We start from the raw sequence: 14877 nt of genomic DNA, 5'->3' as shown, positions 1-14877 counted from the left end.
ACCGATCAGCAGCTTGCGCCCACGTCCGGATCCGCCGCTCGGATCGGAGGAGGATTGTCGAACAGGAGTTCCTCGATGTAGCGGTTCGCCCAGGCTGGGTTGAACGCCTTCTCCAGGACCCGCCGGGTCTTGTCGTTGCGTTTCTGCTGCTGGCAATACGACAGCTGGCCATGGTAGCGATTGATCGTAGCCGGGTGATCGAGGGACTGTTCCTGGGCCTCCGCGATGGCGGCGGCGAGCACCGTGAGCAGGCCGTTCACCTCCGCGATGAACCAGCCCTCCTCGGTGGCCCCCACTGGCCGCACGAAACGGACGAAGGGGGAGAAGATCGTGCCCCAGCCTGGAAGCTCCCGGACCTGGCTGAAGGGATGGACCGGCAGGGCCTCGAGGCCGGCCACGATTCCCGGAGGCAGCAACCCCACGGTGGGGGAAAGGTCAGCGATGGCGGCGGAAACCCCCGCCGGCCCGGCCACGATGTCGGCACCGAACACGGGCAGATCGAAGCGGGGATCCGGGAAGAACACACAGTGAAGGATCTGCAGACCGGCCCCGAGGCGGGCCGTTTCCAGGTGGAGCTTGCGCAGGCCGCGGCACTGCTTCAGCTCGTTGCGGATGAACAGCCGTTCACCGTCGAGGCTGCCTGTGATCGCCTCGAGGTCTGCAGCGATCGGCAGGGGCTCCAGGCCTGGGAGGGAGAGCCAGCTCGCCCGGATCTGCTCGGCCAAGGCATCCACCAGGGGATGGACGCCGCCGGCGCTGGGTGCGGTGCTGGTCACGAACGCTGCCTCAGCCAGCAGAATGCTGATCCTGCCACGTGTGATCGGTCCAGCCCTTGCCCCTGTCGCCCGATTCAGAGGAAATCTTTCCGTCCCCTCACGCCTTCAGTCTCGAGAACGGGGTTCGGGTCGTCACCATCGACCAGGAGCAGGCACCTGTGGTCTGCCTGGATTTCTGGTGTCAGGCGGGAAGCCGCACCGAGGCTCCAGAGGAATTCGGTCTCGCCCACTTTCTTGAGCACATGGTCTTCAAGGGCAGTGGTCAGCTGGCGGCAGGGGAGTTCGACAGGCGCATCGAGGCCCTCGGCGGCAGCAGCAATGCGGCCACCGGCTTTGACGATGTTCATTACCACGTGTTGATTCCGCCCGCCGCGGCCCCGGAAGCCCTGGATCTGCTGCTCGACCTGGTGCTGCATCCGCGCTTGAACGCAGCTGATTTCGGCCTCGAGAAGCAGGTGGTGCTGGAGGAACTGGCCCAGAGCGAAGACCAACCCGAGGAGGTCGCCTTCCAGCGCCTGCTGGCCCTGGCCTGCCCCGGGCATCCCTACGGCCGCCCGATCCTGGGCGACCGGCAGGCTTTGCTCGACCATGACCCGGAGCGGATGGCGCGCTTCCACCGCCGCCGCTATCAACCCCAGCACTGCAGCCTGGCCATGGCAGGCGCGGTTGAAGACCTCGACCTTGAAGCCTTGCTGGCCCCCAGCCCCCTGGCACGCCTCGAAGCCACCGATCTCGAAGCCACCGATCGCTTCCCGCCGTTGCGACTCCAGAGCGGACGCCACCAGCTCAGGCTTCCCCGGCTGGAGGCTGCCCGGCTGTTGCTGGCCTGGCCCTTTCCGGCGGCGGCCGACCTCGATGCGGTGGCCGGCGCCGATCTGCTCACCACCTTGATGGCCGAGGGAAAACGCAGCCGGCTGGTGCAACGGCTGCGCGAAGATCTCCGGCTTGTTGAAAGCATCGATCTGGATCTGAACGTGCTGGAGGCGGGCAGCCTCGGCCTGCTGGAGGCGGTCTTTGAGCCGGACCAGGCGGAGACGGTGGAGGCCCGGATTTCCCAGGTGTGGCAGGAGCTCTGTTCGGCGCCCCCCACGGACCAGGAGCTGGAGCGGGCGCGTCGCCTCGTGGCCAACGGCTACCGCTTCGGGCTGGAGTCGGCTTCCGCCGTGGCCGGGCTCACCGGCCACCAGGGGCTCTGGGGACGCCTTGCCCCCCTGCGCCATCCCCTCGACCTGCTTGACGCCTGGTCGGCGGAGCGGATCCACCAGGAGATGGTGCCGCTGCTCGATCCCGAGAAGGCATGCCGCCTGCTGGTGCTGCCGGCATGATCGCCTCCCTTCATCCCCCCCTGCCCACCCCGGAGACGTTCACCCTTTCAGGCGGTTGCCCGGTGTGGGTGCTGCGCCGGTCCGGTCCTGCGATCGTTTCCGCGAAACTCTGGATCCGGGGCGGCAGTGGCGCCGATCCCAGGGGTCAGCGCGGCCGCGCCCAGCTGTTGGCGGGCCTGCTCAGCCGGGGCTGCGGCGACCTCAGTGGCGAGGCGATGGCCGATCTGGTCGAGGGCCTCGGCGATGAGCTGCGCTGCGAGGCCTCTGAGGATGGGCTGCTGATCAGCCTGAAGTGCGCCAGCGCCGACAGCGCTGCCCTGTTGCCTCTGCTGCACACGATGGTGCTGAATCCCTGGCTGGCGAGTGACCAGATCAGCCTGGAGCGACAGCTCAACCTGCAGGCCCTCCATCGCCAGCGGGAGGACCCGTTCCAGCAGGCCCATGACCGGCTGCGCCACCAGCTCTATGGGGACGGCCCCTACGGCCACGATCCCCTCGGCGTGGAGGAGGAACTGGCGGGTCTGGAGAGGCCCCTTCTGCTCGAGGCTGCCGGCCAGCTCGGCGGCGAGGGGGCCGTCCTGGTGATCAGCGGTCAGCCGCCGCCGGATCTCCGCACCCTCCTGGAGCCTGCGGCCGCTCCCCTCTGGCCCGCCGTGGCGCCCCTGGCGGCTGCGGGGCCTGGCGGCCGCTCAATTGCCGCCCTGGTGAGCGAAGAACTCGACACCGAGCAACTCGTGCTGATGCTGGGGGCGGCCACGGTTCCCCTGGCTGACCCCCGCTCCCTGGCCCTGCGCCTGCTGCAGTGCCATCTGGGGGTCGGCATGTCCAGCCGACTGTTCGTGGTGCTGCGGGAGGAGCAGGGCCTCGCCTACGACGTGGGTGTGCACCTGCCGGCCCGGCGTGGCGCCGCCCCCTTCGTGATCCACCTCTCCAGTTCGGCGGATCGGGCCGCCGAAGCCACCGGCCAGCTGCTGCAGGAATGGCAACGGCTGCTGGATCAGCCCCTGACCACCAAGGAGTGGCAGCTCGCTCTCGCCAAGTTCCGCGGCCTTGTCGCCGCCGGTCGCCAGACCTGCGGTCAGATCGCCGATCGCCAGGCCCTGGTGCTGGGCCATGGCCTGGCCTGGTCCTATCCCGATGAGGCCAGTGAACGGGCGGAGGCCCTCGATCCAGCTGCCCTGTGGGAGGTTGCCCGAACCCTGCTGGCTCACCCCAGCCTGAGCCTGTGCGGGCCGGCCGCGGCGTTGTCCGCCGCCCAGAGGGCCTGGGCCGCTCACCCCCTGGGCCGCTCCGCTTCGGCGCTGCTGAGCTGATCGGCCCGCAGCAGAAAGGTGCCACGACGGAAGCGAACGGCCAGCTGGTCCAGGGCCCTGAGGGCGGTCACCTGACCGATCTCGCCGGCGTCGACCAGATCGGGGGGCCGCAGCATCGGCATCGGATCGGCGGTCTTGAGAAAGGGGGGGCTGCCGTTCAAGCGCACCCGGGTGCCGATCGTCAGGGGATTGGGCTGGTCGGTTTCTGGTGACTCCATCGTTCGATGCACTTCACTGCCCTCCACTACAGCAGGATGGGGGAAGCCAGATTCCTTCGATTGCGGGCCTTAGCCAACTGGAGCGGCGCCGTCGTGGGGCTGCTGCTGATCATCAGCGGTGGTCTGATTCAGACCTTCTTTCCCTTGCCTGCACCGGGGGGTGGCCTTGCCCTCCAGGAGCTGCCCGTCACAGCCCAGGTTCCGGCCCTGCTGCTCACGGCCCTGGTCTGCGGACCCAGGCCAGCCCTGCTGGCGGCCGTGGCTTACCTCAGTCTCGGGCTGCTGATGCTGCCGGTATTCCACGGCGGTGGCGGCATGGCCTACTTGCTCGATCCGGGCTTCGGCTTTCTGGCCGGGTTCGTGCCGGCCGGCTGGCTGGCCGGGCGACTCGCGCGTCAGGAGGGGATGGGGGAGCTGCTTCGTCTGCTTGGGTCGGCCGTAATTGGCCTGCTGGTGATTCAGCTCTGCGGCATCGCCAACCTGCTGATCGGCGCCCTGGCGGGCCGTTGGGGTGGCAGCCTTACGGATCTGCTGCTCAGCTACAGCCTCGGCCCGCTGCTGCCACAACTTCTTCTTTGCTGCGCCGTTGCGGTTCTGGCGGTGCCGCTGCGCAAGCTGCTGCTCGTCCAACCATGAATGACGCGTGATGACGCCACCCGCCAAGCCATGGCGACGGGTTGCCTGGCTGGTCGCCACCGCCGTTGTTCTGCTGGACCAGTTCACCAAGGCCTGGGCCGTTGCAACCCTGGCACCATCGGCGTCCCAGCCGTTCCTGCCCGGCCTGCTGCGCCTGCGCTTGCTGTTCAACACCGGTGCCGCTTTCAGCCTCTTCCAGGCATCCACCGCCCTGCTGGGGGTGGTGAGCCTCCTGGTGGCCCTGGGCCTGATCATCTGGATTCAGCGGCAGAGCTCCCTGCGGCGCTGGCAGGCGCTGGGGGTGGGCGCCCTGCTTGGGGGCGCCCTGGGAAATGGCCTCGATCGCTGGCGCCTGGGCGGGGTGGTCGATTTCCTGGAGCTGGTGCCGATCCAGTTCCCGGTGTTCAATCTGGCCGACGTGGCGATCAATGTGGCGGTGGCCTGCCTGGCCGTGGACCTTTGGGAGGGACGGGGCGGTGCTGGGCGCTGAACGGTTGAAACCGCTGGTTGCCCGGTCTACCCTCCCCTCGGAGGCCCTGCTGGAGATCTTCCTGCCCGGCCATCCCAGCCGCCGCATCAACCTGCACGGCGGCCTCTATCGCCTTGGCCGCGACAGCCGGCTGGAGGTCTGCCTCGACCACCCGGCCGTCAGCAAGCGGCACGCCCTGCTGGAGCAGATCGGTTCGGATTGGCTCCTGCGCGACGACGGCTCCACCAACGGTCTGTACTGGCGCGGACAACGCATCCGGCAGCTCCTGCTCTGTGATGGCGATGCGGTGCGTTTCGGGCCGGCGAGTGAGCCGGGCCTGCCGGAGCTGGTCTTTCAGCGCCGACCGATTCCCCGCCTGCCGTCCCTGGCGCGGGCGGCCGTCGCCGCCGCCACCGCCGCGGCCACGGCCGGCACCCTGCTGCTGAGCTTGTCGGTGCTGCAGGTGCCGGTGCGGGGCAGCCTGGCGCCTGTGCGGGGCCCGGTGGCCCTCTACGACCGGCTGAATCGGCCGCTCAGCTCGGCCGATTCAAGCGAACACCGCGAAAACAAGGCGCTGAGCAACTATCCGAGCGTGCTGGTGGAAGCGTTGCTGGCCAGTGAGGACAGCCGCTTCTGGTGGCACCCCGGCGTGGACCCGATCGGCACCGGCCGGGCCCTGGTCACCAACCTGCTGGGGGGCCGGGTGCTGGAGGGGGGAAGCACCCTCACCCAGCAGCTGGCCCGCAGCCTTTATCCCGATCAGGTGGGGGAGGGGGAAACCCTGCTGCGCAAGTGGCGGGAGCTGCTCGTGGCCCTGCAGCTGGAGGCGCGGTTCAGCAAGGGCGCCTTGCTGCTCAGCTACCTGAACCGGGTCTATCTCGGGGTGGGCTGGGGGTTTGAGGATGCCGCCCGCTCCTATTTTGACAAGCCCGCCGCCAAGCTCAGCCTCGAGGAGGCTGCCCTGCTGGTGGGGCTGCTGCCATCCCCCAACGGCAACGATCCCTGCGCCAACCCCCAGGCCGCCCTGGAGGCCCGCAACGGGGTGTTGCTGAAGATGGCCAACACCGGCCGGATCAGTGCCGATCTGGCCCGTCAGGCCCGCCGCCGCCCGGTGCAGCTCGGTGCCGGTGCCTGCCGCGGCGGGCGCATCCGGCCGGTGCCCTTCTACACCGACCAGGTGCGCAGCGACCTGGAGAATCTGCTGGGCTCCGATGTGGCCGCCGAAGGCAACTTCCTGGTTGAAACCCACCTGGATCCCCTGCTGCAGCAGGTGGTGGAGAGCCAGTTGCGCCAGCGGCTCGATTTTGGCGCGCCGGCCGGGGTGAGCGAGGGGGCGGTGGTGGTGCTCGACAGCCGCAACGGCGGCGTTCTGGCCATCGCCGGCGGCCGGGACTACCGCCGCAGCCAGTTCAACCGAGCCAGCATGGCCCTGCGCCAACCGGGCAGCACCTTCAAGCTGTTCACCTATCTGGCGACCCTGCAGCAGGGGACCAAACCGACTGCCAGCGTCAGCTGCGGCCCCCTGAGCTGGGCCGGCCAGACCTTCGCCAGCTCCTGTGGCGGCAATCTCAGCCTGGCGCAGGCCTTTGCGATCAGCAGCAACACCGCCGCCCTGCGCCTGGCCCGGCGGGTCGGGCTGGAGAAGGTGGAGCAGATGGCGCGGGATTTGGGCATCACCACGCCGATGCAGGCGGTGCCCGGCCTGGCCCTCGGCCAGAGCGAGGTGCGTCTGATCGAACTCACCGCCGCCTACGCCGCCGTCGCCAACGATGGGGTCTGGCATGCCCCCAGCACCGTCCGCCGTCTCACCGACGCCGAAACCTGCGGCGGGCTCGACAGTGCCCGCTGCCGCAAGCAGGCCGGTGGCCGGGGCCGCACGGTCAGTCCGTCACGAACGGTGGTCAAACCCGAGGTGGCCAGGCAGATGCAGGGGCTGTTGCGGGGGGTGGTGCGGGGCGGCACAGGCACCGCGGCCTACCTGGGCGGGGAGGAAGGGGGCAAGACCGGCACCACCAACAAGGGCCACGATCTGGTGTTCGTGGGCTATGAGCCGAGCCGCCACTGGGTGATGGGCATCTGGCTGGGCAACGACGAGAACCGCCCCACGGCGGGCTCCAGCGCCCTGGCCGCCGGTCTGTGGGGCGACATCATCCGTGCGGCCGGCCGGGGCTCCCAGCCGGCCGCGGCCAAGCCCTGATGCGCCGGTTCCGGCCCTGGCTGTGGTTGGGGCTTGCCCTGGTGGGGGTTGTGGCTGTTTCGCTGCTGCTGGGGGCCTTCAACAATCTCCTCTGGCAGCTGAGTTATCTGCTGCCCTACTGGCTGGTGGGCCCGGTGACGCTGCTGCTCTTCGGCGGCGGAGCCCTGCTGGCGTTGCGGTTGGCCTGGCCCTGGCTGGTGGCCTGGCGCCAGCCCCGCCCGGGCGGGGCGCCACCGCCCAAGGCCCTGGGACCGCTCGGCAGCCGTCAGGAGGCGGCCGAGCGCAACCTGCAGGCGATCGACCAGGTGCTCGAGCGGGTTCGCGACGACGTCGAGCGGCAGGCCCTCCAGCAGGAGCGGCAGCGGGTTGAGGCCGAACTCGCCCGGGGCGACCTGGTGTTGGTGGTGTTCGGTGCGGGGTCCACCGGCAAGACCTCCCTGATTCGGGCCCTGCTCAGCGAGGTTGTTGGGGAGGTGGGGGCGCCGATGGGGTCCACCGCCGAGTGCCACACCTACCGATTGCGCCTGAAGGGCCTGCGTCGCGGCCTGAAACTGGTGGATACGCCCGGAATCCTGGAAGCGGGAGCCGATGGCCGTGGGCGGGAAAGCAACGCAAGGGAACAGGCGGCCCGGGCCGATCTGCTTCTGCTGGTGGTGGACGGGGACCTGCGGGCCGCCGAGCTGGAGGTGTTCGAAGCCCTGGCCGGCCTGGGCAAGCGCTTGCTCCTGGTGCTCAACAAGTGCGACCTGCGCGGTGAACAGGAGGAGCGGCGCCTGCTCGAGCTGCTGCGCCAGCGCGCCGCCGGCCGGATCGATGCCGATGACGTGATCCCGGCCAGTGCGGCGCCCCAGTCGGTGCCGATGCCTGGCGGGCGGCCCCTGCAGCCGGAGCCGGAGGTGGAGGGCCTGCTGCGGCGTCTCGCCACCGTGCTGCTCCAGGACGGCGAGGAATTGATTGCCGACAACATCCTGTTGCAGAGCCGTCGCCTCAGCGATGCCAGCCGCGAGTTGCTGGCCCGCCAACGGCGGCGGGATGGCAGCGGGATCATCGAGCGCTACATGTGGATCGGGGCGGGGGTGCTGGTGGTGAACCCGCTGCCCGTCGTCGACCTGCTCGGCACCGCGGCGGTCAACGCCCAGATGGTGGTGGAGATCGCCCGGGTGTACGGGGTCAATCTTTCCCGCGAAACGGGGCAGGAGCTGGCCCTGTCGGTGGGGCGCACCCTGGCGGGGCTCGGCGTGATCAAGGGAGGCCTGGGCCTGATCACCTCGGCCCTGACCTTGAATCTGCCGGCGCTGGTGGTCAGCAAGGTGGTGCAGGGCGTCAGCGCGGCCTGGTTGACCCGGATCGCCGGCTTGAGCTTCCTCACCTACTTCGAGCAGGACCAGGACTGGGGCGAAGGTGGCCTGCAGGAGGTGGTGCAACGTCAATACGACCTCAACCGCCGCGACGGGGCCTTGAAGCGATTTCTGGATGCCGCCTTCAACCGGGTGGTGGAGCCGTTGCAACGCCGGAAGGATCTGCAGTTGCCGCCCCGGCCAGGGCCTCGGGGGGAGGCGGCAGGAGAGGGCCGCGGGCGTCGAGCACCGTGATCAGGCCGAGATAAAGCACACCGATCAGTATCGAGATCGCTCCGGTGAGGATCGCCACCCAGCGCCCGCGGCGGCTGCTCTCAGCCATGGAGCGACTGCCTCACCACCCTGCTCAGCCGCTCCAACTCGGCCTCGCCGGTGTGGGGGTTGCCCAGCACCGCCTTGAGATGGTGGTGGCCCTGGTAGAGCGGCCGCGACAGCATCAGCTGCTCCGCCAGCAGGGCGCTGCGGCATTGGGTCGACCAGCGCTCCGAAGCCTCCGCATCGAGGCCGCCGGGCCGGAAGGCCAGCAGATGGAGCGGGCCGCTCAGCAGCACCAGGGCTCCCTCGGGCAGCCCCTCCTGGAGCTGTTGCCGCAAGCGTCGCCGTCGATCGATCGCCGCTTGGATCAGGTGATCAATCCCCGCCAGACCCAGCTGGCGCAAGCCCAGCCAGAGCTTGAGAATCTCGGCACTGCGGGTTCCCTGCAGCCCGCATTCGCCCCCATGGGCGCCGCCCCAGCTCGGCTCCATGTAAGGGAGCCCGGTGCCGAAGGTGCGCTGCAACTCGGCGGGATTGGCCAGGAGCAGCAGGGAGGACGTCTTGGTGATCCCCAGCAGTTTCTGGGGGTTCAGGGTGATCGAGTCGGCCAGGCCCATCCCCTCCACCCGGTGGCGGTGTCGCTCGCTCAGGGCCAGCACCCCTCCGATCGCCCCATCCACATGCAGCCAGACCCCCTGGCGGCGGCAGACCGCCGCCAGGGCCCCGAGGGGGTCGACCGCCCCCCGCACGGTGGTGCCGGCGGTGGCGACGACGGCGATCACCGGCTTCCCCTGCCGCCCCAGGTGCAGCAGCTCATCCTCCAGCCGGTCTGGCTGCAGTCGCCCGGCCGCGTCGACCGGCAGGCGCCGCAGGGCCTCGGGAGGCAGGCCCATCACCATCAACGCCTTCTCGATCGACACATGCAGGTCGGAGCTGCCGAGCACCACGGCGTCCTGGCGTGTTCCCAGGCCGCGGCTCTGCCGCGCCGTGACCAGGGCCATCAGATTGCTGAGGCTGCCGCCGCTGGCCGGAACACCGCTGGCGTTCTCCCCCAGGCCGACCCGGCGGGCCAGCCAGCCGCAGAGGCCCCGCTCCAGGCGGCTCAGGGAGGGGGAGAGTTCCTCGGCCAGGAGGTTGTTGTTGAGGCCTGCGCAGATCAGGTCCCCCACCACTGAGGCGGTCAGCGGCGGCGGGTCAAGGTGGGCCAGGGCCCCCGGATGGCTGGGGTTGTAAGCCCCTTCCATCAGCTGCTGAAGATCCGAAAGCAGCCGTTCCCCGCCGAGACCCTCCCTGTGCGGTTCAATCCCGGGCAGCAGGCTGAGACCGGGCAGGGGGGGGCGGCTGGTGGCTGAGCCCAGCCAGCGGCAGAGCTGGTGGGCGGCATCCTGCAAAAAGGATTCCAGGCCGGGATCGAACTGGCCAGGCGATGCGAAGGGCAGCGGCCCTGCGTCTCCAACCTGGTTGGGGGCTACGGCCGCTGGCAGGGTGATCGGGCCGGTCATTCTCCTGGGGTGCAGCGCATGGTCCTGTCCGGTGATCCTTGCCTGGAGAGGACCGCACTCTGGCGTGCTGTCAGCCTGAGCGGATCAGACGCTGATGAGCACGCCCGTTTCGCCCCTTTCGCGACCGCCAGCCATTGCCCACCCCTTCTCCCCACGCAGAAGCCCAGCGACGGCTGTGGATGGAGCGGTTGCTGCGCCTGGCCCGCCGTGCCGGGGAGATCGGGGAAGTGCCCGTGGCCGCCGTGGTGCTGGATGGTGGCGGTCTCTGCCTCGGCTGGGGCACGAATCAGCGTCAGACCCAGCAGGATCCCCTCGGTCATGCGGAGTTGGTGGCCCTGCGGCAGGCTGCCGCCCTCCGTGCCGACTGGCGCTTCAACGACAGCACCCTGCTGGTGACCCTGGAACCCTGCCCGATGTGTGCCGGGGCCCTGATCCAGGCCCGGATGGGGACCGTGGTGTTTGCTGCCGCCGATCCGAAGCGTGGTGCCCTCGGGGGCTGCCTCGATCTCTCCGCAGATCCGAGTGCCCACCACCCGATGGTGGTGGTGGGGGGGGTGCTGGAGCCGGAAGCCCAGGCGTTGCTGGAGGGCTGGTTCAGGCGGCGGCGACGGCAACAGCGGCTTGATCGCTGGGGCGTTCGGCCCGGAAAGACGGAAGCTCCGTTTCCAGCAGATTGAGAAGCCGGTCGACGTTCTCGGCCCGGCTGTTGTACCCCATCAGGCCGATCCGCCAGACCTTGCCGGCCAGGCTGCCCAGGCCGCCACCCACTTCGATGCCGTGGCTGTTGAGCAGGTGAAGGCTGAAGGCCTTGCCATCGATCCCCTCCGGAATCCGCACCGTGGTGAGGGTGGGCAGCCGCAGGGGCTCGGGCACGTGCAGTTCGAGCCCAAGCGACTCCAGACCACTCCAGAGCCGTTCTGCGTTCTGGCGATGGCGGGCCCAGGCGTTTTCGAGGCCTTCTTCGGCCAGCAGCCGCAGTGCTTCGCGCATGCCGAAGTTCATGTTGACCGGGGCCGTGTGGTGATAGATGCGGTTGCTGCCCCAGTACTGGTTGAGCAGGGAGACATCGAGGTACCAGTTGGGCACCTTGCCGCTGCGGGCAGCCAGCTTGGCCTCGGCGCGGGGGCCCATGCTGAAGGGCCCCAGGCCGGGGGGGCAGCTGAGGCCCTTCTGGCTGCAGCTGTAGGCCAGGTCCACTCCCCAGGCATCCAGGTGGACCGGCACGGCCCCGAGCGACGTGACCGTGTCGAGCAGGAGCAGGCAGTCGTAACGGCGGCAGAGTTCACCGATCCCCTCCATCGGCTGGCAGACGCCGGTGGAGGTTTCGGCATGAACGATCGCCAGGATTTTGGGGCGATGCCGTTGCAGCGCGGCTTCGATCTCTTCGAGGCTGAAGGCTTCGCCCCAGGGACGCTCGATCGTGTGAACCTCGGCTCCATACCGCTGCGCCATGTCGACAAGCCGAAGACCGAAGTAGCCCTTGACAGCCACCAGAACCCCGTCGCCGGGCTCGACCGTGTTGGCGAGGGTGGCCTCCATCGCCGCGCTGCCGGTGCCACTCATCGGAATGGTGAGGCGGTTGTCGGTTTGCCAGGCGTAGCGCAGCAGTTCCTGCACCTCCCCCATCAATTCGATGTAGAGGGGGTCGAGGTGGCCGATCGGGCTGCGGGCCAGGGCCGCGAGCACGGTGGGATGGGCGTTGGAGGGTCCAGGGCCCAGAAGCAGCCTCTCCGGAGTGGCGATCGGCCCGAGCGAAAGGCGATGACGATCGCTGATGGGGGCAGACGAGAACTGGGTGACCAAGATCCAGTGGCGCGATAGGAAGGTGTTGCGAAGCCTACGCAGCGATGGGACGCAGGCACGGGGCAAGGCTGGATGCGGCCTAGCGGGCCCGGAGATTGGTGGCGCCCAGCCCCCGGACCATGTGGTTGAACGGCATCCGGACCACCTCGGCAGGCCCCAGCCCGGCCTCTTCGAGACGCTCACTCACCACATCACCCAGCAGGTTGATGCTGCGCACGGTGGGTCCGGTGGGCACGCCCAGACTCTTGTAGGTGTCGTCGAGGCCGTTGAGAACCCGTTCATTGAGGATGGAGGGGTCGCCAGCCACCAGGGCATAGCTGGCGTAGCGGAGGAAGTAATCCATGTCCCGCAGGCAGGCTGAGAGGCGGCGGGTGGTGTAGGCGTTGCCGCCGGGGAGCAGCAGCTCGGGATCCCCCTCGAACAGCCGCCGGCTGGCCTCGCGCACGATGTCGGCGGCATCACGGTTGATGATTTCCGCCGCCGCCAGGCGCAACTGGGACTGGGCGAAGTAGCTGGAGATGCGGTCGATCGCGTCGCGATCGAAATAGCGCCCCAGCTGGTCATACCGACCGATCAGGCCGGTAATGGCATCGCGCATGACGTGGAGATCCATTGACCTGGGTTGGAAACTAGCATCTGCGACCCGGAAGAACCCTGTCCAGCCATGGGATTTCAAGAATCCGACAGAAACGGTTACGCGGGTGCCTGGTTCGCTTCGAGGTCCTGTCGGCCCTGGTGCCGCCGGCCCAGGACGGCTCGCGGCACCAGGGCCGATCCGTTGGAATGGGGGTCCAATCCAGGCTCAGACCCCTGATCCAGCCGATGCCCGATCCGGTCAGCAAGCTCGCGTACCAGACGCTGCAGCAGGGCAAGAGCCTGATGGGCCTGGCCCACAAGGAAGTGAGCACCAGGCTCCTGGAGATGCTTGCGCCGGGAACCCTGCCCCAGACCGTGCCGGTTCCGCCGGGAATGTTCGAGCAGTTCCGCGCCTCGATGAACAGGCTCCTGGAGATCGATTGGCAGGACGCCGAGCGGGGGGTTTACCCATCTTCGCTGTTGTTCGAGGCTCCCTGGCTGGAGTGGGCCAGCCGCTATCCCCTGGTCTGGCTCGATCTGCCCAGCATCTGGAGCCGCCGCAGCCAGCGCAAAGTGCGCGATCTGCCCCGCGCGGTGGAACCCGCCGACTTTCCCGGCTACTACCTTCAGAACTTCCACCACCAGACCGACGGCTACCTGAGCGATCGCTCCGCCGTTCTCTACGACCTGCAGGTGGAGATCCTCTTCAACGGAACGGCTGACCCGATGCGCCGCCGCCTGCTGGCGCCGTTGCGGCGGGGGCTGCGGGCGTTCTCCAGCCGCACCCCCGGCCAGCTGAGGGTGCTGGACGTGGCCACCGGCACCGGCCGGACCCTGCGGCAGTTGCGGGCCGCTCTTCCTGGCGTTCAGCTGGTGGGCCTCGATCTGTCCACCGCCTATCTGCGGGAGGCCAACCGCTTCCTGGCCCAGTTGCCCGGCGAGCTGCCCCAGCTTGTTCAGGCCAATGCGGAAGCGATGCCGTTCGCCGATGCAACCTTTCAGGCGGTGAGCTGTGTGTTTCTTCTGCACGAACTTCCCGGAGCGGCCCGCCAGAAGGTGATGGCGGAGTGTTTCCGCTTGCTGGAGCCTGGCGGCACCCTGGTGATGGCCGATTCCGTTCAGATGGCTGACTCGCCCGAATTCATGCCGGCGATGGAGAACTTCCGCCGGATGTTCCACGAGCCCTACTACCGCGATTACATCGGCGATGGCATCGATGGGCGCCTGAGGCAGGCGGGATTCGCCGCGACTCAGGCGGAGTCCCATTTCATGACCCGGGTCTGGACCGCCACCAAAGCCGCCACCTGAGCGATCAGCGCTGGAGCAACCAGGCCAGCACCATCCCTCCGCCCCCCCAGCGCAACGCCTTCCAGAGCCACTCCTCCTGCCCGTTTCCAGCGCGCAGGGGTTTGGGCAGTGGATCCAGCAGCCGCTGGCCCAGTTCAAGGTGCTGACGCAGACGGCGGGCCCCGCTGCCGCCGTCGTCGGGTTGCAAGCGTTCCCCTCGGGCCGCCACCGCCAGCAGGGAGGAGAGGCTGTGCAGCCAACCCGATGGTCGGCGGCGGCTGGATCGGCGCAGGCCTTTTGGCATGGCGCCAGGATGGAGCCCCCTGCCGCTTCGCGTCCAGTGACGCTTTCCCCCGACCCCAGCATCCCCGTGGTTGCCGCCGCTGGCGATCCTTCCCCACCGGCTCAGCGCCCATGGCCGGAAGGCAGCCGCCAGCTGGCTGAGGCCCTGCACCGCCTCCTGGCGATCGAGGGGCGTGACTGGCACGCCCTCAAAGCGCAGAAGCCCCGCCGCGGAGCCGAGCAGATCGCCGCCGCCCTGGTGCAGCTGATCGGTGACGACAGCCCTCCGCACCGCCTGGGGGGAGAGGGCCAGGAGCGGGCCATCGCCCTGCTGGACCATGGCCTGGCCTGGCTGAAGGGGGATCTCAAGGATCCGGGTTGCCCCAGCCACGGCCGTTGAGCGGCCCGCTCAACGCCGGCGTTGGGCCGCCAGTTGGAGCCGGTTACCCCGACCGCTCCAGCGAACGTCATCGAAACAGTGGTGAATCAGGAAGAAGCCCCTGCCGCAGCAGGCGGCCGGGTTCGCCGGCAGCTCCTTCGTGCGGCTGGCCGGCGGCACGCCGAAGCCCTCGTCCTGGATCTGCCAGATGATCCAGCGGGGAGAGAGGATGCGTCGGATGCGCAGGCACTTGCTCGGATCGCCGCCGTTTCCGTGGCGAACGGCGTTGACCAGGGCTTCATGCAGGCCGAGCTGAAGTTCAGGCAGGTTGGCCGCTTTCGCCATCGGCTCGAGCAGCACCTCAAGCAGCGGAGCGAGCTGCAGGGTGGAGGGGATGGTGAAATCGGTCCAGCGACACACGGCCCAGGGGAGCACTCTCAAATGAAAACCTGTCCAGGGACGTGGTGGCCAGGGAAGCCTTGGGGTGATCAAACGCCGGGG

16 protein-coding genes are annotated in these 14877 nt (G+C 68.9%); 9 read left to right on the top strand and 7 right to left on the bottom strand.

Annotated elements, in window-relative coordinates; translation table 11 throughout:
* Window positions 1-5: 5 nt before the first annotated feature.
* Window positions 6-854 carry a phycocyanobilin:ferredoxin oxidoreductase gene (locus KBY66_RS06155; RefSeq protein WP_399224971.1) on the bottom strand — a complete coding sequence of 283 codons (849 nt, stop codon included), beginning with the start codon at window positions 852-854 and terminating at the stop codon, window positions 6-8.
* Between KBY66_RS06155 and KBY66_RS06150 the strand changes: the two genes are divergently transcribed.
* A complete protein-coding gene (locus tag KBY66_RS06150) occupies window positions 833-2101 on the top strand; it encodes a M16 family metallopeptidase (protein ID WP_255088374.1) in 1269 nt (422 codons plus the stop codon). The genes KBY66_RS06155 and KBY66_RS06150 overlap by 22 nt on opposite strands.
* Window positions 2098-3414: a M16 family metallopeptidase gene (locus KBY66_RS06145; RefSeq protein ID WP_255088373.1), complete on the top strand. Its 1317-nt coding sequence runs from the start codon at window positions 2098-2100 to the stop codon at window positions 3412-3414. Before KBY66_RS06150 ends, KBY66_RS06145 begins: the two co-directional genes overlap by 4 nt.
* Here KBY66_RS06145 and KBY66_RS06140 read toward each other — a convergent pair.
* A complete protein-coding gene (locus KBY66_RS06140) occupies window positions 3375-3632 on the bottom strand; it encodes an NAD(P)H dehydrogenase assembly family protein (RefSeq protein ID WP_255088372.1) in 258 nt (85 codons plus the stop codon). The two genes, KBY66_RS06145 and KBY66_RS06140, sit on opposite strands and share 40 nt — an antisense overlap.
* Before the next feature lie 60 nt (window positions 3633-3692).
* Here KBY66_RS06140 and KBY66_RS06135 point away from each other — a divergent pair, with 60 nt between their 5' ends.
* The 4 genes from KBY66_RS06135 to KBY66_RS06120 are packed head-to-tail and all read left to right on the top strand — an operon-like array spanning window position 3693 to window position 8526.
* The gene (locus tag KBY66_RS06135) at window positions 3693-4268 is read left to right on the top strand and encodes a biotin transporter BioY (RefSeq protein WP_255088370.1); all 576 of its coding nucleotides are present in this window, start codon (window positions 3693-3695) and stop codon (window positions 4266-4268) included.
* Between the two features lie 10 nt (window positions 4269-4278).
* Window positions 4279-4758 carry a signal peptidase II gene (gene lspA / locus KBY66_RS06130; protein ID WP_255088369.1) on the top strand — a complete coding sequence of 160 codons (480 nt, stop codon included), beginning with the start codon at window positions 4279-4281 and terminating at the stop codon, window positions 4756-4758.
* Window positions 4697-6934 carry a transglycosylase domain-containing protein gene (locus tag KBY66_RS06125; protein ID WP_399224952.1) on the top strand — a complete coding sequence of 746 codons (2238 nt, stop codon included), beginning with the start codon at window positions 4697-4699 and terminating at the stop codon, window positions 6932-6934. The genes lspA and KBY66_RS06125 overlap by 62 nt, the downstream gene beginning before the upstream one ends.
* Window positions 6934-8526: a YcjF family protein gene (locus KBY66_RS06120; protein ID WP_255088368.1), complete on the top strand. Its 1593-nt coding sequence runs from the start codon at window positions 6934-6936 to the stop codon at window positions 8524-8526. The genes KBY66_RS06125 and KBY66_RS06120 overlap by 1 nt, the downstream gene beginning before the upstream one ends.
* Before the next feature lie 80 nt (window positions 8527-8606).
* Here the strand turns inward: KBY66_RS06120 and KBY66_RS06115 are convergent, their stop codons facing one another.
* Entirely contained in the window at window positions 8607-10049 is a 1443-nt protein-coding gene (locus tag KBY66_RS06115; protein ID WP_255088367.1) for a pyridoxal phosphate-dependent decarboxylase family protein, read from the bottom strand.
* A 179-nt stretch (window positions 10050-10228) separates the two neighbouring features.
* On the opposite strand from KBY66_RS06115, the gene KBY66_RS06110 reads away from it, so the two are divergent.
* A complete protein-coding gene (locus tag KBY66_RS06110; RefSeq protein ID WP_255088448.1) occupies window positions 10229-10726 on the top strand; it encodes a nucleoside deaminase in 498 nt (165 codons plus the stop codon).
* On the opposite strand, the gene KBY66_RS06105 is transcribed toward KBY66_RS06110, so the two are convergent.
* Both KBY66_RS06105 and KBY66_RS06100 read right to left on the bottom strand, forming a co-directional pair.
* A complete protein-coding gene (locus KBY66_RS06105) occupies window positions 10644-11855 on the bottom strand; it encodes a pyridoxal-phosphate-dependent aminotransferase family protein (RefSeq protein ID WP_399224974.1) in 1212 nt (403 codons plus the stop codon). The two genes, KBY66_RS06110 and KBY66_RS06105, sit on opposite strands and share 83 nt — an antisense overlap.
* A 76-nt stretch (window positions 11856-11931) precedes the next feature.
* A complete protein-coding gene (locus tag KBY66_RS06100; protein WP_255088365.1) occupies window positions 11932-12450 on the bottom strand; it encodes an allophycocyanin subunit beta in 519 nt (172 codons plus the stop codon).
* 224 nt (window positions 12451-12674) lie between these two features.
* On the opposite strand from KBY66_RS06100, the gene KBY66_RS06095 reads away from it, so the two are divergent.
* Window positions 12675-13736 (top strand): class I SAM-dependent methyltransferase, encoded by a 1062-nt coding sequence (locus KBY66_RS06095; protein ID WP_255088364.1) that lies wholly within the window; start codon window positions 12675-12677, stop codon window positions 13734-13736.
* Window positions 13737-13740: 4 nt separating this feature from the next.
* On the opposite strand, the gene KBY66_RS06090 is transcribed toward KBY66_RS06095, so the two are convergent.
* Window positions 13741-14019: a hypothetical protein gene (locus KBY66_RS06090; protein WP_255088363.1), complete on the bottom strand. Its 279-nt coding sequence runs from the start codon at window positions 14017-14019 to the stop codon at window positions 13741-13743.
* Between the two features lie 36 nt (window positions 14020-14055).
* On the opposite strand from KBY66_RS06090, the gene KBY66_RS06085 reads away from it, so the two are divergent.
* Window positions 14056-14397, top strand: a complete 342-nt coding sequence (locus tag KBY66_RS06085; protein WP_315855486.1) for a DUF6439 family protein — start codon at window positions 14056-14058, stop codon at window positions 14395-14397.
* 9 nt (window positions 14398-14406) lie between these two features.
* Here the strand turns inward: KBY66_RS06085 and KBY66_RS06080 are convergent, their stop codons facing one another.
* The gene (locus tag KBY66_RS06080) at window positions 14407-14817 is read right to left on the bottom strand and encodes an ATP-binding protein (RefSeq protein WP_255088445.1); all 411 of its coding nucleotides are present in this window, start codon (window positions 14815-14817) and stop codon (window positions 14407-14409) included.
* Window positions 14818-14877: the final 60 nt, after the last annotated feature.

It is taken from the genome of Synechococcus sp. Tobar12-5m-g, assembly GCF_024345415.1.
Taxonomy (GTDB): domain Bacteria; phylum Cyanobacteriota; class Cyanobacteriia; order PCC-6307; family Cyanobiaceae; genus Regnicoccus.
This window is presented reverse-complemented; position numbering and strand designations above follow the sequence as displayed.